Source organism: Buttiauxella gaviniae ATCC 51604, assembly GCF_001654835.1.
GTDB lineage: Bacteria > Pseudomonadota > Gammaproteobacteria > Enterobacterales > Enterobacteriaceae > Buttiauxella > Buttiauxella gaviniae.
Map to the genome: position 1 here is coordinate 87,462 of NZ_LXEP01000026.1, position 16,765 is coordinate 104,226.

The 16,765-nt window shown below is 50.6% G+C and carries 19 protein-coding genes; 15 read left to right on the plus strand and 4 right to left on the minus strand.

Going from position 1 to position 16,765, the window contains the following annotated elements:
* Positions 1 to 40: 40 nt before the first annotated feature.
* The 9 genes from hflX to M977_RS13105 all read left to right on the plus strand — a co-directional run bounded on the left by hflX (position 41) and on the right by M977_RS13105 (position 11,152).
* Entirely contained in the window at positions 41 to 1,321 is a 1,281-nt protein-coding gene (hflX, locus tag M977_RS13065; RefSeq protein WP_064515691.1) for a ribosome rescue GTPase HflX, read from the plus strand.
* Positions 1,322 to 1,395: 74 nt separating this feature from the next.
* Positions 1,396 to 2,658 carry an FtsH protease activity modulator HflK gene (gene hflK / locus M977_RS13070; protein WP_064515693.1) on the plus strand — a complete coding sequence of 421 codons (1,263 nt, stop codon included), beginning with the start codon at positions 1,396 to 1,398 and terminating at the stop codon, positions 2,656 to 2,658.
* Between the two features lie 2 nt (positions 2,659 to 2,660).
* Positions 2,661 to 3,665 (plus strand): protease modulator HflC, encoded by a 1,005-nt coding sequence (gene hflC / locus M977_RS13075; RefSeq protein WP_034461175.1) that lies wholly within the window; start codon positions 2,661 to 2,663, stop codon positions 3,663 to 3,665.
* A gap of 66 nt (positions 3,666 to 3,731) precedes the next feature.
* Positions 3,732 to 3,929: a DUF2065 domain-containing protein gene (locus M977_RS13080; protein WP_034461177.1), complete on the plus strand. Its 198-nt coding sequence runs from the start codon at positions 3,732 to 3,734 to the stop codon at positions 3,927 to 3,929.
* Between the two features lie 102 nt (positions 3,930 to 4,031).
* Positions 4,032 to 5,330: an adenylosuccinate synthase gene (locus M977_RS13085; RefSeq protein ID WP_034492792.1), complete on the plus strand. Its 1,299-nt coding sequence runs from the start codon at positions 4,032 to 4,034 to the stop codon at positions 5,328 to 5,330.
* Positions 5,331 to 5,615: 285 nt separating this feature from the next.
* Positions 5,616 to 6,041 (plus strand): nitric oxide-sensing transcriptional repressor NsrR, encoded by a 426-nt coding sequence (nsrR, locus tag M977_RS13090; protein WP_034461180.1) that lies wholly within the window; start codon positions 5,616 to 5,618, stop codon positions 6,039 to 6,041.
* A gap of 39 nt (positions 6,042 to 6,080) precedes the next feature.
* Positions 6,081 to 8,549: a ribonuclease R gene (gene rnr / locus M977_RS13095; protein ID WP_064515695.1), complete on the plus strand. Its 2,469-nt coding sequence runs from the start codon at positions 6,081 to 6,083 to the stop codon at positions 8,547 to 8,549.
* A gap of 133 nt (positions 8,550 to 8,682) precedes the next feature.
* The gene (rlmB, locus tag M977_RS13100; RefSeq protein WP_064515697.1) at positions 8,683 to 9,414 is read left to right on the plus strand and encodes a 23S rRNA (guanosine(2251)-2'-O)-methyltransferase RlmB; all 732 of its coding nucleotides are present in this window, start codon (positions 8,683 to 8,685) and stop codon (positions 9,412 to 9,414) included.
* 103 nt (positions 9,415 to 9,517) lie between these two features.
* Positions 9,518 to 11,152 (plus strand): isovaleryl-CoA dehydrogenase, encoded by a 1,635-nt coding sequence (locus M977_RS13105; RefSeq protein ID WP_064515699.1) that lies wholly within the window; start codon positions 9,518 to 9,520, stop codon positions 11,150 to 11,152.
* 50 nt (positions 11,153 to 11,202) lie between these two features.
* On the opposite strand, the gene M977_RS13110 is transcribed toward M977_RS13105, so the two are convergent.
* Together M977_RS13110 and bsmA are read right to left on the minus strand one after the other, a co-directional pair.
* Positions 11,203 to 11,478 (minus strand): YdgH/BhsA/McbA family protein, encoded by a 276-nt coding sequence (locus M977_RS13110; protein ID WP_034461185.1) that lies wholly within the window; start codon positions 11,476 to 11,478, stop codon positions 11,203 to 11,205.
* A 154-nt stretch (positions 11,479 to 11,632) separates the two neighbouring features.
* Complete coding sequence (gene bsmA, locus M977_RS13115; protein WP_064515702.1) at positions 11,633 to 11,962, minus strand: biofilm peroxide resistance protein BsmA; 330 nt, start codon at positions 11,960 to 11,962, stop codon at positions 11,633 to 11,635.
* Positions 11,963 to 12,156: 194 nt separating this feature from the next.
* On the opposite strand from bsmA, the gene yjfP reads away from it, so the two are divergent.
* Positions 12,157 to 12,882 carry an esterase gene (yjfP, locus tag M977_RS13120; RefSeq protein WP_064515705.1) on the plus strand — a complete coding sequence of 242 codons (726 nt, stop codon included), beginning with the start codon at positions 12,157 to 12,159 and terminating at the stop codon, positions 12,880 to 12,882.
* A gap of 111 nt (positions 12,883 to 12,993) precedes the next feature.
* On the opposite strand, the gene yjfY is transcribed toward yjfP, so the two are convergent.
* Positions 12,994 to 13,269: a DUF1471 family protein YjfY gene (gene yjfY / locus M977_RS13125; RefSeq protein WP_064515707.1), complete on the minus strand. Its 276-nt coding sequence runs from the start codon at positions 13,267 to 13,269 to the stop codon at positions 12,994 to 12,996.
* Positions 13,270 to 13,628: 359 nt separating this feature from the next.
* Between yjfY and rpsF the strand changes: the two genes are divergently transcribed.
* Genes rpsF through rplI form a run of 4 tightly spaced genes read left to right on the plus strand, consistent with a single transcriptional unit; the run spans position 13,629 to position 15,072 of the window.
* Positions 13,629 to 14,024, plus strand: a complete 396-nt coding sequence (gene rpsF, locus M977_RS13130; RefSeq protein WP_064515710.1) for a 30S ribosomal protein S6 — start codon at positions 13,629 to 13,631, stop codon at positions 14,022 to 14,024.
* A 6-nt stretch (positions 14,025 to 14,030) separates the two neighbouring features.
* Positions 14,031 to 14,348: a primosomal replication protein N gene (gene priB, locus M977_RS13135; RefSeq protein WP_034461190.1), complete on the plus strand. Its 318-nt coding sequence runs from the start codon at positions 14,031 to 14,033 to the stop codon at positions 14,346 to 14,348.
* 4 nt (positions 14,349 to 14,352) lie between these two features.
* Positions 14,353 to 14,580 (plus strand): 30S ribosomal protein S18, encoded by a 228-nt coding sequence (gene rpsR, locus M977_RS13140; RefSeq protein ID WP_002210155.1) that lies wholly within the window; start codon positions 14,353 to 14,355, stop codon positions 14,578 to 14,580.
* A gap of 39 nt (positions 14,581 to 14,619) precedes the next feature.
* Positions 14,620 to 15,072 carry a 50S ribosomal protein L9 gene (gene rplI / locus M977_RS13145; RefSeq protein ID WP_064515713.1) on the plus strand — a complete coding sequence of 151 codons (453 nt, stop codon included), beginning with the start codon at positions 14,620 to 14,622 and terminating at the stop codon, positions 15,070 to 15,072.
* Between the two features lie 71 nt (positions 15,073 to 15,143).
* Here rplI and M977_RS13150 read toward each other — a convergent pair whose 3' ends face one another.
* The gene (locus tag M977_RS13150; protein ID WP_064516001.1) at positions 15,144 to 15,740 is read right to left on the minus strand and encodes an OapA family protein; all 597 of its coding nucleotides are present in this window, start codon (positions 15,738 to 15,740) and stop codon (positions 15,144 to 15,146) included.
* A gap of 238 nt (positions 15,741 to 15,978) precedes the next feature.
* Between M977_RS13150 and bamJ the strand changes: the two genes are divergently transcribed.
* Positions 15,979 to 16,599: a BamJ family beta-barrel-assembly machinery protein gene (gene bamJ, locus M977_RS13155; protein WP_064515716.1), complete on the plus strand. Its 621-nt coding sequence runs from the start codon at positions 15,979 to 15,981 to the stop codon at positions 16,597 to 16,599.
* The last annotated feature ends 166 nt before the right edge of the window (positions 16,600 to 16,765 follow it).

Here is a 16,765-nt window from a genome sequence, read left to right on the forward strand (position 1 = left end):
ATGATGGGTTCCCCGCTGGTCTTTTTGAGAGGTTATACGCTTGTTTGACCGTTATGATGCCGGTGAGCATGCGGTACTAGTACACATCTATTTTACGCAAGACAAAAACAAAGAAGATCTGGAGGAGTTTGAATCTCTGGTCTCTTCAGCTGGTGTCGAAGCGTTACAGGTGGTTACTGGTAGCCGCAAAGCTCCTCACCCGAAGTATTTTGTTGGTGAAGGTAAGGCAATTGAGATTGCCGATGCAGTGAAAGCCACTGGGGCATCGGTCATTTTATTTGATCATGCGTTGTCTCCTGCTCAGGAGCGTAACCTCGAAGCGCTGTGTGAATGTCGCGTCGTCGACAGAACCGGCCTGATTTTAGATATTTTTGCTCAACGTGCACGTACCCATGAAGGTAAGTTGCAGGTTGAACTGGCTCAGTTACGTCACATGGCAACTCGTCTTGTGCGCGGCTGGACCCACCTTGAGCGTCAGGGAGGGGGGATTGGTTCAAGAGGCCCTGGGGAAACTCAGCTCGAAACCGACCGCCGTTTACTGCGCAACCGGATTATGCAGATTCTTGGTCGCTTAGAACGAGTCGAAAAACAGCGTGAACAAGGTCGAAGATCGCGTGCCAAGGCTGATATCCCAACTGTTTCTTTGGTGGGCTATACCAACGCCGGCAAATCTACCCTGTTTAATCAGATAACTGCAGCTGGCGTTTATGCTGCAGATAAGTTGTTTGCCACACTTGATCCAACATTACGTCGCATTAACGTTACGGATGTTGGTGAAACCATACTGGCAGATACAGTAGGTTTTATTCGTCACCTGCCACACGATTTAGTGGCGGCGTTTAAGGCAACCTTGCAGGAAACTCGCCAGGCGACACTGTTATTACATGTCATTGATGCAAGCGACCTCAGGATTGAGGAAAACATTGCCGCGGTAGATACCGTTCTCGAAGAGATTGAGGCTGATGAAATTCCAACGCTCCTGGTGATGAATAAAATAGATATGTTGGATGATTTCGTTCCACGTATCGACAGAGATGAGGAAAATATGCCGATTCGGGTCTGGCTTTCTGCCCAGACCGGAGACGGTGTTCCACTGCTTTTCCAGGCTTTGACAGAGCGTTTATCTGGTGAAATTGCACAGCATACGTTGTGCTTACCCCCCCAGGCAGGCCGACTGCGGAGCCGGTTTTATCAGCTTCAGGCAATAGAAAAAGAGTGGATGGAGGAAGACGGCAGTGTTGGCTTACAAATTCGTATGCCTATTGTTGACTGGCGTCGCCTCTGTAAACAAGAACCGGCACTCGCTGACTACATCGTCTAGCAAGTCAAGGGAATGTCCTGAAGACTTTTTCCCCTTCGGGGGATATCACCGCACAACAAATATGGAGCATAAACATGGCGTGGAATCAGCCCGGTAATAACGGACAGGACCGCGACCCGTGGGGAAGCAGCAAACCTGGCGGCGACTCTGGGGGTAACAAAGGAGGGCGGGATCAGGGGCCACCTGATCTGGATGATATCTTCCGAAAATTAAGTAAGAAACTTGGTGGTCTGGGCGGCGGTAAAGGCGGCGGCTCCGGTTCTGGTGGTGGTTCTTCGCAGCTTCCACGTCCTCATATTGGTGGCCGCATGGTTGGCATCGTTGCTGCCGTGGCTGTTGTTATTTGGGCAGCGACTGGGTTCTATACCATTAAAGAAGCTGAACGTGGTGTTGTGACTCGTTTTGGTCAATTCAGCCATTTGGTTGAGCCGGGTTTGAACTGGAAACCGACATTCATTGATAGTGTCAGAGCGGTAAACGTTGAAGCGGTTCGCGAATTGGCGGCTTCCGGTGTGATGCTGACTTCCGATGAGAACGTCGTTCGCGTCGAAATGAACGTCCAGTACCGTGTTACCGATCCGCGTCGTTATCTGTTTAGCGTAACCAGCGCCGACGATAGCCTGCGTCAGGCAACCGACAGCGCATTGCGTGGTGTTATTGGTAAATACACCATGGATAAGATCCTCACCGAGGGTCGTACCATTATTCGTAACGATACTCAGCGCGAGCTGGAAGAAACCATTCGCCCGTACAACATGGGTATTACCCTGCTGGACGTCAACTTCCAGGCTGCTCGTCCGCCGGAAGAGGTGAAGGCTGCATTTGATGATGCGATTTCTGCGCGTGAAAACGAACAGCAATACATCCGTGAAGCAGAAGCGTATACCAACGAAGTTCAGCCGCGTGCTAACGGTCAGGCGCAGCGTATTCTTGAAGAAGCTCGCGCTTATAAAACACAGACTGTGTTAGAAGCGCAGGGTGAAGTGGCTCGCTTTGCGAAGATGCTGCCGGAATACAAAGCTGCACCGGAAATTACCCGTGAGCGTCTGTATATCGAAACCATGGAAAAAGTGCTTAGCCATACCCGTAAAGTTCTGGTTAACGACAAAGGCGGCAACCTGATGGTTCTTCCACTGGATCAGATGCTTAAAGGTGGTTCACAGCCTGCGGCGAAGAGCGATACTAGTGGTGCGAACAGCTTGTTGCGTCTGCCACCTGCATCCAGCTCAAGCAGCGGCAGCGCCAGCACACCGTCCTCGTCAAGCCGGGGCGATATCATGGATCAGCGCCGTGCCGACGCACAGCGCACTGATAACCAGCGCGTAGGGAGTGAATAACGATGCGTAAGTCAGTCATTGCTTTAATTATCATCGTGCTGGTAGTGCTATTTACCTCGGTCTTCGTGGTACAGGAAGGTGAGCGCGGAATTACGTTACGCTTCGGTAAAGTGTTGCGTGATGACGAAAACAAGCCGGTGGTCTACGAGCCAGGTCTGCATTTCAAAGTACCGTTTATCGAGTCGGTTAAAACCCTTGATGCACGTATTCAGACTATGGATAACCAAGCCGACCGCTTTGTAACCAAAGAGAAGAAAGACCTGATCGTTGATTCCTATATCAAATGGCGTATCAGTGATTTCAGCCGCTACTACCTGGCAACCGGTGGTGGTGACGTTTCTCAAGCTGAAGTGCTGTTAAAACGTAAGTTCAGTGACCGTCTGCGTTCTGAAATTGGTCGTCTTGATGTGAAAGACATCGTGACCGATTCTCGCGGTCGTCTGACTCTGGACGTTCGTGATGCGCTGAACTCAGGTTCTGCAGGTACTGACGATGAAGTGTCAACACCTGCTGCGGATGATGCGATTGCATCAGCAGCGGCGCGTGTAACGGCGGAAACCAAAGGTAAAGTGCCAGTGGTTAACCCGAACAGTATGGCAGCGCTGGGTATTGAAGTGGTCGATGTGCGTATCAAGCAGATCAACCTGCCAGCTGAAGTGTCTGAGGCTATCTACAACCGTATGCGCGCAGAGCGTGAAGCGGTTGCTCGTCGCCACCGTTCACAAGGTCAGGAAGAAGCTGAGAAGCTGCGTGCTACCGCCGACTACGAAGTGACTCGTACTCTGGCCGAAGCCGAGCGTATGGGCCGAATCAGCCGTGGTGAAGGTGATGCAGAAGCTGCCAAACTGTTTGCTGACGCATTCAGCCAGGATCCAGATTTCTATGCCTTCATTCGTAGCCTGCGTGCTTACGAGGCGAGCTTCAATTCTGGTCAGGACGTTATGGTGTTAAGCCCAGATAGCGATTTCTTCCGCTATATGAAAACACCAGCGAACAGTTCACGTTAATATTCGCAAGCGTTTTATCAAGAGCCGGTCTGACCGGCTCTTTTTTTATGGGTGCTAGAGGAAATTATGAATTCGACAATCTGGATGGCATTAGCACTGGTTTTAGTGCTCGAAGGACTCGGACCGATGCTTTATCCGCGTATGTGGCGTCGTATGATAGCCGCTTTAATCCAATTACCCGATAACACGCTGCGTCGTTTTGGCGGCGGACTAGTGGTTGCAGGTGTCGTTGTCTACTACATGTTGAGTCGAAGCGGCGGTTAAGTCACGTTGAGGTGGCTGATTACCATTTTGTATACTAAAAGGGCTGATCATCGGGGAAACCGATGGTAGAATCCTTTTTTAAGCAAACGGTGATTTTGAAAAATGGGTAACAACGTCGTCGTACTGGGCACCCAATGGGGTGACGAAGGTAAAGGAAAGATCGTAGATCTTCTGACTGAACGGGCTAAATATGTTGTGCGCTACCAGGGCGGTCACAACGCAGGCCATACTCTCGTAATCAACGGTGAAAAAACCGTTCTTCATCTTATTCCATCAGGTATTCTGCGTGATAACGTTACCAGCATCATCGGTAATGGCGTTGTGCTGTCTCCTGCTGCACTGATGAAAGAGATGAAAGAACTGGAAGACCGTGGGATTCCGGTACGTGAGCGCCTGCTGTTATCTGAAGCATGTCCACTGATCCTTGATTATCACGTTGCGCTGGATGTGGCTCGTGAGAAAGCTCGTGGTGCGAAAGCTATCGGTACTACCGGTCGTGGTATCGGTCCTGCATATGAAGACAAAGTGGCCCGTCGTGGCCTGCGCGTTGGCGACTTGTTCGACAAAGCCACCTTTGCAGACAAACTGAAAGAAGTTCTGGAATACCATAACTTCCAGCTGGTTAACTTCTATAAAGTTGAAGCGGTTGATTACCAGAAAGTTCTGGATGATGTCATGGCAGTTGCTGACATTCTGACCAGCATGGTAGTTGACGTGTCCGATCTGCTGGATCAGGCACGTAAGCGCGGCGACTTCATCATGTTCGAAGGTGCTCAAGGCACACTGCTGGACATCGATCACGGTACCTATCCGTACGTGACCTCTTCCAACACCACCGCGGGTGGCGTGGCAACAGGTTCCGGTATTGGTCCACGTTATGTTGATTACGTTCTGGGTATTATCAAAGCGTACTCTACTCGCGTTGGCGCAGGTCCGTTCCCAACTGAACTGTTTGATGATATCGGCGAGTTCCTGTGCAAACAAGGTAACGAGTTCGGTGCGACCACTGGTCGTCGTCGTCGTACAGGTTGGTTGGATATCGTTGCTGTGCGTCGTGCAGTGCAGATTAACTCCCTGTCAGGTTTCTGCCTGACCAAGCTGGACGTTCTGGACGGCTTGAAAGAAGTTAAACTGTGCGTAGGCTACCGTCTGCCAGATGGCCGTGAAGTGACTACCACTCCAATGGCTGCTGACGATTGGGAAGGTATCGAGCCAATCTACGAAACCATGCCAGGCTGGTCCGAAACGACCTTCGGTGTGAAAGAGCGTAGTGGTTTGCCGCAAGCAGCGCTGGACTACATCAAGCGCATTGAAGAACTGACTGAAGTACCAGTAGACATTATTTCTACCGGTCCAGACCGTTCTGAAACCATGATTCTGCGCGATCCGTTCGACGCATAATGATGTGATGGGGTGTGCTTAGCGCACCCCAACTGTTTTATCCTGCCGTTTTATCTACCTTCCCCTATTAAATAAATTAGCTGGCAACCTTATGGCTGGTTTATCATCAATCTATACCCGTCATACTTCACGTTGCAGCGGCGTTGGCTGCACTCACTCACCCCAGCCACTTACTTAAGTAAGCTCCCGGGGATTCTTGAGCTGGCCGCCTGGCTGCAACCCGAATTATTTAGGGTATAGTATTTACAGCTATTAAGCGTTTCCCCTCCCACCCTAGAGGTTGATGTGCAGTTAACGAGTTTTACTGATTACGGTTTACGTGCTTTGATTTATATGGCGTCTTTGCCGGAAGGCAAAATGACGAGCATTTCTGAGGTAACAGAAGTGTACGGAGTATCACGTAACCACATGGTGAAAATCATCAATCAACTCAGTCGCGCGGGCTATGTGACGGCAGTGCGCGGCAAAAACGGTGGTATTCGCCTCGGCAAACCTGCGCAAACAATTCGTGTGGGTGATGTGGTGCGCGAGCTGGAACCGCTATCTTTGGTGAACTGTAGCAGTGAGTTTTGTCATATTACCCCCGCATGTCGCCTCAAGCAGGCACTGGCTCAGGCGGTGCAAAGCTTTCTAACAGAGCTGGATAAGCACACGCTGGCCGATTTGGTGGACCAAAACCAACCGCTCTACAAATTATTGCTGGTGGAATAAATCACGATTTCCTCAGCAAATGACAACGGAGGAACCGCAATGTCAAAAGATCCTTTTCAGGAACGAGAAGCCGAAAAATACGAAAACCCGATCCCAAGCCGGGAGTTTATTCTCGCTCATCTGTCCAAACGTGAAAAACCAGCCAATCGTGACGAACTGGCTGAAGAACTGAATATTAACGGTGAAGAACAACTTGAAGCGCTGCGTCGCCGTCTGCGAGCCATGGAACGCGATGGACAGTTGGTCTTTACCCGTCGCCAGTGCTATGCCCTTCCAGAACGTCTTGATTTGCTAAAAGGCAAAGTCATTGGTCACCGCGATGGCTTCGGTTTCCTACGTGTAGAAGGCCGTAAAGACGATCTCTACCTTTCATCTGAACAGATGAAAATGTGTATGCATGGCGACATCGTGTTGGCACAGCCGCTGGGTGCAGACCGTAAAGGCCGTCGCGAAGCGCGTATTGTGCGTGTGCTGGAGCCAAGAACCGGGCAAATTGTTGGCCGCTACTTTACCGATGCAGGTATCAGTTTCGTGGTGCCAGACGACAGCCGTCTGAGCTTCGATATCCTTATCCCGCCAGAAGGCGTGATGGGCGCGCGTATGGGTTTTGTGGTGGTGGTTGAACTCACCCAGCGTCCAACTCGCCGCACCAAAGCGGTAGGTAAAATTGTTGAGCTTCTTGGTGACAACATGGGCACCGGCATGGCCGTTGATATGGCGCTGCGCACCCATGAAATCCCTTATATCTGGCCACCAGAAGTTGAAGCCCAGGTTGCTTCCCTGAAGGAGCAAGTGCCAGAAGAGGCCAAAGTGGGCCGCGTAGATTTGCGTGACCTGCCACTCATGACCATTGATGGTGAGGATGCGCGTGACTTCGACGACGCCGTATTCTGTGAGAAAAAACGTGGCGGCGGCTGGCGTTTGTGGGTTGCGATTGCTGACGTAAGTTATTACGTTCGCCCGCCAACCGCGCTGGATAAAGAAGCGCGTAACCGTGGTACCTCAGTTTACTTCCCGTCGCAGGTTATCCCGATGCTGCCGGAAGTGCTGTCTAACGGCCTGTGCTCGCTCAATCCACAGGTTGACCGTCTGTGTATGGTCTGCGAAATGACTATCTCTGCAACGGGTCGTCTGACAGGTTCTAAATTCTACGAAGCGGTAATGAGCTCCCATGCGCGTCTGACCTACACCAAGGTGTGGCACATGTTGCAGGGCGATCAGGAACTGCGTGAGCAGTATGCGCCGCTGGTTAAGCACATCGAAGAGCTGCACAACCTGTATAAAGTGCTGGATGTTTCCCGCGCTGAGCGTGGTGGCATCTCGTTCGAAAGTGAAGAAGCGAAGTTTATCTTCAACGCTGAACGCCGCATCGAGCGCGTTGAGCAAACTGTGCGTAACGATGCACACAAGCTAATCGAAGAGTGCATGATCCTCGCGAACATTGCAGCCGCTCGCTTTGTTGAAAAACATAACGAACCGTCACTGTTCCGCGATCACGATCGTCCAACCAACGAAGCGATCACTTCATTCCGCTCGGTGTTGGCTGAACTGGGCCTGGAATTGCCTGGCGGGCAGAAACCTGAACCGCGTGATTACGCAGAATTGCTGAACTCGATTGCCGATCGTCCGGATCATGAAATGCTGCAAACTATGCTGCTGCGTTCGATGAAACAGGCGGTTTACGATCCAGAAAACCGTGGTCACTTTGGCCTTGCGCTGCAATCTTATGCGCACTTTACTTCGCCGATTCGACGCTATCCGGACTTGTTGTTACACCGTGCAATCAAGTATCTGCTGGCGAAAGAGCAGGGCCATAAGGGCAACAGCACCGAGTCTGGCGGCTGGCACTATGACATGGAAGAGATGCTGCAACTTGGCCAGCATTGTTCTATGGCTGAACGCCGTGCCGATGAAGCTACACGTGACGTTGCCGACTGGCTGAAATGCGACTTTATGCAGGATCAGGTCGGTAATACCTTTACTGGCATCATCGCAAGCGTCACCGGTTTTGGCTTCTTTGTACGCCTGACCGATCTGTTTATCGACGGCCTGGTGCACGTTTCTACTCTTGATAACGACTACTATCGCTTTGACCAGGTTGGGCAACGCCTGATTGGTGAATCCGGTGGTCAGACTTATCGCCTGGGTGACCGTGTAGAAGTGCGTGTTGAAGCCGTCCACATGGATGAGCGCAAGATTGATTTTGCTTTGCTCTCTAGTACTCGCGTACCTCGCGGTGCGGGTAAAACTGAGAAAGACAAAGCGAAAAGAGGCGCTAACGGCAACGGACCGAAACGTCGTCAAGCTGGCAAACGCGTAAACTTCGAGTCAGACAGTGCTTTCCGTAAAGAGAAAGGTCCTGCGAAGCCGAAGAAAGCGAAAGCTGACAAAAAAATCGAGAAAACCGCCGAACCGAAGGTGAAGAAACCAAAAACGCCATCGGATAAAACTCGTAAGATAGCGGCAGCCACGAAAGCTAAGCGGGCAGCGAAAAAGCAGCCGAGCTAGCCTTGAAAGGGTGGATGGTTCTTCGTTTATCCACCCTGACACTGCTTTTCGTAGGTCGGATTAGCGTAAGCGACATCCGACATCTACGAGCAAATTAACACTGGTGCATCAGCACCTGAAATGAGTAACAGTAATGAGTGAAATGATTTACGGCATTCACGCCGTCCAGGCGCTACTTGATAACGCCCCCCAGCGTTTTCGGGAAGTCTTTATTCTTAAAGGCCGTGAAGACAAACGTCTGATGCCTTTAATTCATGCGCTGGAAGCCCAGGGGGTGCCGGTTCAAATGGCAAACCGCCAATGGCTGGATGAAAAATCTGAAGGCGCTGTGCACCAGGGCATTATTGCTCGTGTGAAGCCAGGCCGTCAGTATCAGGAAAATGATCTTCCGGATCTGCTTGCGAGCATCGACCAGCCGTTCTTGCTGATTCTCGATGGCGTTACCGATCCGCACAACCTCGGTGCCTGCCTGCGTAGCGCAGATGCTGCTGGCGTGCATGCGGTTATCGTACCGAAAGACCGCTCTGCGCAACTGAACGCGACTGCTAAGAAAGTGGCCTGTGGTGCTGCTGAGCACGTTCCGCTTATCAGTGTGACCAACCTCGCACGCACCATGCGTGTGTTGCAGGAAGCGAACGTGTGGATTGTTGGTACTGCGGGTGAAGCAGACCACACCTTGTTCCAGAGCAAAATGACCGGCCCAATGGCGCTGGTGATGGGCGCTGAAGGTGAAGGTATGCGTCGTCTGACGCGTGAGCATTGCGATGAGCTGATTAGCATCCCAATGGCCGGGACCGTTTCTTCATTGAACGTTTCCGTCGCGACCGGTATTTGCCTGTTCGAAGCGGTTCGTCAACGCAGTTAATCTTCAACGGGGTGCAGTCGCACCCCGCTTTGTGATCCCTCTCCATGCATAAGTGCTGTCACCGTCCATACTAATGGCATTGCCATTAATGGGAGGGAACACGATGCGCTGGCAAACTCATACCGTTTTTAACCAACCAATACCCCTCAACAACAGTAACCTTTTTCTTTCTGATATCTCGTTAACCGAGGCTGTAGCTCGTGAAGGTGCGGGTTGGGATGCAGAACTTCTGGCAAGTATTGGCCAGCAACTGGGTTCGGCTGAATCACTCGAACTCGGCCGCCTGGCGAATGCCAATCCTCCAGAATTACTGCGTTATGACTCCAGCGGTGAGCGGCTCGATGATGTGCGCTTTTATCCGGCCTGGCATTTACTGATGCAAGGGCTGTGTGCCAATCGGGTTCATAACTTGCCGTGGCAGGAAGATGCGCGCCAGGGCTCGTTTGTCGCCCGTGCTGCTCGCTTCGTTCAGCATGCACAAGTTGAAGCAGGCACGCTCTGCCCGATAACCATGACGTTTGGTGCGATTCCTTTACTGCAAAAACATCTGCCCAAAGAGTTTCATTCATGGCTGAAACCCATGCTCAGCGATCGCTACGATGCACATCTTGCGCCTGGGGCGCAAAAACGTGGCCTGCTGATTGGTATGGGGATGACCGAGAAACAAGGCGGTTCGGATGTGCTTAGCAACACCACACGCGCTGAACCTATCGACAAACGCGGCTCCAGCGAAATGTATCGTATCGTCGGTCACAAGTGGTTTTTCTCGGTGCCACAAAGCGATGCACATTTGATACTGGCGCAAGCGAAAGGTGGGCTTTCATGTTTCTTCCTGCCGCGATTTTTACCCGACGGGCAACGTAATCATGTTCGGTTTGAGCGCCTTAAAGAGAAACTCGGCAACCGTTCTAATGCCAGCAGTGAAGTGGAGTTCTGTGATGCGACAGCCTGGCTTATCGGTGAAGAAGGTGAGGGGATTCGCTCGATTCTTAAAATGGGCGGCTACACGCGCTTTGACTGCGTGCTTGGCAGCCATGGTTTGATGCGCCGTGCGCTTTCCGTCGCGTTGTATCACGCCCATCAACGGCAGGCATTCGGCAAAACCCTTATCGACCTGCCGATTATGCGCCAGGTACTTGGGCGTATGGCTTTGCAACTTGAAGGGCAAACGACGTTTCTGTTTCGTCTGGCGCGCGCCTGGGAATCACCCGGTAATCCGCATGAACTGGCTTATAGTCGCCTGTTTACCCCAGCCGCCAAGTTTAGTGTCTGCAAATCAGGAATACCGTTTGTGGCTGAAGCGATGGAAGTGCTTGGGGGCATCGGTTATTGCGAAGACAGCGAGTTGCCGCGTATTTACCGTGAAATGCCGGTGAATAGTATCTGGGAAGGGGCGGGCAATATTATGAGCCTCGATGTACTACGAGTTCTGGCAAAACAACCTGGTGCGATGGAGATGTTGCATGCTGAGTTTGACGAAGTGAAAGGGCAAAACCGGCATTTCGATCGTAGCTGGCGGCAGTTGCAACAGCGACTTCATAAGCCACAAGAGGAATGGGGCAGAGAAGTTACTCGAATGCTGGCTCTTCTGGCGACAGGTACCCAGGTTTTACAGCATCTCTCTCCACCGTTAGGTGAAGCTTGGTGCCGTATGATGCTGGACTCGCGGGGGGAAAGTGTTTTACCGAATCAAGTGCTTATTGATGTACTGCTCAGAGCGACAGGTCGCACAGGATAGAACAAAAAAGCCAGCGCCATAAGGGTGGATATAAATGGCCGCTGGCTTATTTATGCATAAATAATGGCTTGTACACGCCAACCTTCAGCAAGCTGGTTTTCCTGCATTTTAACGATTCGATAATATGATGCTCCATGTTCGTCAGCCTTCAGGGCAATGACTTTCTCCACATCTTGCACGCTACCGGCAATACCATTTACTGAAATCATGCCGATTTCATTCAAACCCGTCACACAATCTGCGGCAACATCTTCTGCCGACTGTGCCGACGTTGTGATTAGCCCCACGGACAGCAGTAATGAGGTTAAGGCAAGCGATCGTTTCATAATTAACTCCTTTAATACTTACCCTAAATCAGCAGGGCATTCCTTCGCGTGGGTGAACTTCAGACCTGTCCGTTGGCTGAGGTTCATTGTGCATAACAAACGATCAATTGACGCAAAGCTATGTAAATATGCATAAATTAAACACGGCGCTAAATTACTTACGGTACAAAATCGCCTGGGCATACCACTGGCCAGGTACTACCGTCTCATCGTTTAGCACGATGACGTAATAATCCGCTTTGGCTGCAACAGCTTTCTCTTCTAGCGCTCGTTCTGCGTCCATCGGAGAGCCGTGCTCAAGTGCTGTCACCGTCCCTATTTTGGTCAAACCCTGCGTTTGGTAACGCTGGATTTCTTGAGGGGTTCCGGTTGCAGGCGGCGCTGGTTGTGGTGTCCCTTGTAACACGCTACAAGCACTGAGCGTGGTCGCAAGTAACACAGCTGATAGCAATCGCATGATCGTTTCTCGTCTCTTAATAGCCATAGTGTAGCCCCGGTTTTTTTCTGAGAAGAGGGAATGTTCCCATTTTGTTAGCTTCCCCGCGCTTTTTAATCACTTTCGAATGAAAATCGCTAAGCAGATCTCATAGTGAACAATAATCACAATCCATCAATGACTTGCCATGCACAGGGCGCTGACATACAAAGGATATATCACTCCGATACAGGGCTAATATCATGATTGAAATATATACCGAACAGCTTGCGGGTATTGAAGTTCTCCACGCTGTGCCCTCTGGGAAAAAAGAGTGCAAACTCCCGGTGGTATTTTTCTATCATGGGTTTACTTCATCTAAACTGGTTTACAGTTACTTTGCGGTCGCTCTTGCTCAGGCTGGAATGCGTGTGATTATGCCCGATGCCGATCAACACGGTGCGCGATTTAATGGTGATGACAGCGCGCGGTTGTATCAATTCTGGTCGATTCTTAAACACAACATTGATGAGTTTTCGCCGCTTTATCAGGCTTTATCCGAACGCTATCCCGTAGATGAGCGACGAGTTGCTGTGGGTGGTGCTTCAATGGGAGGCATGACGGCTCTTGGAATTATGGCGCGTAACCCGCAAGTTCGCTGCGTGGCATGCCTGATGGGATCGGGATATTTTATGTCGCTTGGGCAAACGCTATTCGCGCCACGAGCGGAAGAGGCTGAATCACTCAACGCACTCGCCGAATATGACATCAGCCATCAGCTGGAAAGCATCGGTAATCGGCCACTTTTACTGTGGCACGGCGAGGAAGATGATGTTGTCCCGGCGGCTGAGACATGGCGTTTGCAGCAAGTCCTCATCGATAAAGGGTTGGATAAACAGATGATCTGTTTACGGGAAGCGGGCGTAAAACACCGTATTACTCCTACGGCGCTTGAAGCGACAAGCCGATTTTTTAGCGAACATCTGTAATTGGATAGATAAAAAAGCCCCCGCAAGCGGGGGCAAGTCAAACGTTGGCTTTCTATGTCGTTGTGGTATTCCTGGTGTTAACGCCTTACTTCATTACCTCATTGCATTCTGCTACCGGTAGATGTCAGCGCTTACGCGCATATTGCCGTTACTACCGGGCTCTCTCATCAAAATAGTGTGGTAGTACTTTGCATTGTGCTGATCTGCATCCTCATGGATAGCAACTTCAGCTTCCTGTTCTGTCGCGAAGTTGTGGTTGATATAAATAACCCCAAGGCTCATCACATCATCCATATTTTGTGCCTGGCGACCATCAATCTTGATCGCGGCAGCTGCATTTGAACTAAGCAAAAGCGCCGCCAGAAAGGCTAAAACTGTAATTTTCATAATCCGCTCCACTACAACTTAATGTGTCAGCTGCGGTCGTCGCTCCTGTTAATAAATAGTGGCGGCCTATGACAATAAGTGTAAACCCTTAGGGTTGGATAAAAAGCGACCATTTCTGATGGTGTTGGTCAAAAATTTTAAGTGATCCAGGTCAAAGTTATAAAATTCACGGAGTTAGCGCTTATTAGAAATTTAGCCTTCATGCAAAAGAATTAATTTCGATATAACCTTGAGTTTGTTGGGCTCCGCTTGTATGATTACGCGTCAATTTTTCAGCCGCCTTTATAACCACGTTCCTTGCTTCCATGGGCCGCGGCTGACCCTGACAGGAGGCTGAATAATCCGTAAGGAGCAATTCGATGCGTCATTACGAAATCGTTTTTATGGTCCATCCTGACCAGAGCGAACAGGTTCCGGGTATGATCGAACGTTACACTACTGCAATCACTGCAGCAGAAGGTACGATCCACCGTCTGGAAGACTGGGGCCGCCGTCAACTGGCTTACCCGATCAACAAACTGCACAAAGCACACTACGTTCTGCTGAACGTTGAAGCTCCGCAGGAAGTGATCGATGAGCTGGAAACTAACTTCCGCTTCAACGACGCCGTTATCCGTAGCATGGTTATGCGTACTAAGCACGCTGTAACCGAAGCTTCACCAATGGTTAAAGCTAAAGACGAACGTCGTGATCGTCGCGATGACTTCGCTAGCGAAACTGCTGATGATGCGGATGCTGGGGATTCTGAAGAGTAATTTCCAATGACGGCCAACCGCCTGGTGTTGTCTGGCACAGTGTGCAAGACGCCTCTTCGCAAGGTCAGCCCGTCAGGAATTCCTCATTGCCAGTTCGTGCTTGAGCACCGTTCTGTGCAAAAGGAAGCCGGTTTAGATCGGCAGGCGTGGTGCCGTATGCCAGTTATTATTAGCGGGCACGCACACTCAGCCATTACTCAAAGTATAACGGTCGGCACGGTACTCACAGTTCAAGGTTTCATTAGTTGCCATCAGGCAAAAAATGGTCTGAACAAAGTGGTATTGCATGCCGAGCAGATTGATTTGATAGATTCTGGAGACTAGCCTAATGGCACGTTATTTCCGTCGTCGCAAGTTCTGCCGTTTCACCGCGGAAGGCGTTGTAGAGATTGATTATAAAGATATCGCTACACTGAAAAACTACATCACTGAAAGTGGTAAAATTGTCCCGAGCCGTATTACCGGTACTCGTGCAAAATACCAGCGTCAGTTGGCTCGCTGCATCAAGCGCGCTCGTTACCTTTCTTTGTTGCCATATACTGATCGTCATCAGTAATCGGCCACTGTCCATTAATGACTTTGAGAGGATAAGGTAATGCAAGTTATTCTGCTTGATAAAGTAGCAAACCTGGGTAGCCTGGGTGATCAGGTTAACGTTAAAGCGGGTTATGCTCGTAACTTCCTGGTACCACAGGGCAAAGCTGTTCCTGCTACCAAGAAAAACGTTGAATTCTTCGAAGCACGCCGTGCAGAACTGGAAGCTAAATTAGCTGACGTTCTGGCTGCTGCTGAAGCTCGCGCTGCGAAGATCAACGCACTCGAAACTGTTACTATCGCGTCTAAAGCTGGCGACGAAGGTAAACTGTTCGGTTCCATCGGTACCCGTGACATCGCTGACGCTGTAACTGCAGCTGGCGTTGAAGTGGCTAAGAGTGAAGTTCGTTTACCGAACGGCGTTCTGCGTACCGCTGGTGAGCACGAAGTGGACTTCCAGGTTCACAGCGAAGTATTCGCTAAACTGATTGTAAACGTTGTTGCTGAAGCGTAATTTACGCTGAAGTTTATACGTTAAGACGCCGGCCTCGTGCCGGCGTTTTGCATTTCTGAAGTCGCAAAAAATCAGCGAGCACGCACAAAGCTGCCATTCGGCTGGCGTGTAAATAGCACCTGCTGATCGTTACCAATATCAATCGTCAGCCCCGTCACCACACCATTCGCATTCTGGCGAATCTGCACCATCTGCCCGGTTTGCAAAGTACTCAGCGGTTTGTTGCTGCCTTCTACCTGCGCCATCGAATAAACATCAGCGGGCGGTAAATTATGATCGCGGAACAGCTGCGCCATAGTTTGCCCGGACTCAACGCGGTAAGAGCGCCATTGCTGGTCAATATCGTTATTCTCATGCGGCACAGGAGCTTGCGTTTCTGCCTGTGGTTGTTCTTCAACACGTGACGGTTCGACGGGAGCAGAGTTCTCGGGCGGGTTGACTAAGTGGGCTCGAATTGGGGATTGCGACTCAATGGAAAGCTGCGCATCGCGCGTAACTGGCTGAGTAGGGGAATCAGGTGTAGGCCACAGAAAACCGAGTACAACCACGATCGCCGCAATAATAATGCCACGGCGGTGCATCACCGGCAGAGGATCCATCAACCGGAAATTATCGGGTGCATGCCAAATCCGCGCAAGCCAGGGTTTAACAGCGAATCGCATCGGCAACACTCCTCATTTCCACACAACGTGCTCTGTACATTTACCCACTCCATTATAGAACGCTAACTGTTTGATGCGCTGAATAATCCCGCGTAACGTGATTCTCAACCGCAATTTCACGCTCACTTAAACCATTGTTCCTGTTTCGTCTGCATTTGTCACCTTTGCCGCTTTTGCATTTTACCCGTCAGGTTGACGCTGCTATGCTGCGGGCTTGCTTTTAAATACCATTAAAGGAAATCCCATGACGACCCCTTCTTTTGACAGCGTCGAAGCGCAAGCAAGTTACGGTATTGGTTTACAGGTAGGTCAACAACTGAGTGAATCTGGTCTGCAAGGCCTGCTGCCAGAAGCACTGGTAGCTGGTCTGCGTGATGCGCTGGAAGGGAATGCCCCGGCAGTTCCGGTTGATGTAGTTCATCGCGCACTGCGTGAAGTTCACGAGCGTGCCGACGCCGTTCGCCAGGAACGCCAGAAAGAACTGGCTGTTGAAGGCGTAAAATTCCTCGAAGAAAACCTTAAGAAAGACGGCGTGAACAGCACCGAAACGGGTCTGCAATTCCGCGTTCTGACTCAAGGTACTGGCCCAATCCCAGCGCGTAAAGATCACGTTCGCGTGCATTACACCGGCAAACTGGTTGATGGCACCGTGTTCGACAGCTCCGTGCAACGTGGCGAACCAGCTGAATTCCCAGTCAGCGGCGTTATCGCAGGCTGGATTGAAGCTCTGACTCTGATGCCAGTTGGCTCAAAGTGGGAACTGACTATTCCTCATAACCTGGCTTACGGTGAGCGTGGCGCTGGTGCGTCAATACCTCCGTACAGCACTCTGGTTTTTGAAGTTGAACTGCTGGAAATTCTGTAAGCGTTCAAACGACCCCGCTTCGGCGGGGTTTTTATTTGGTGGTTAACAAAATTAGCGTGATTTTATCTGGTAAACGCTACCATCCTGAGTGTTTTTGTGATGTCGCTCACTTTATAGGCGTGATTTTGCACTCAAAACAAACATTAAATTAACAAATAATTTCTTT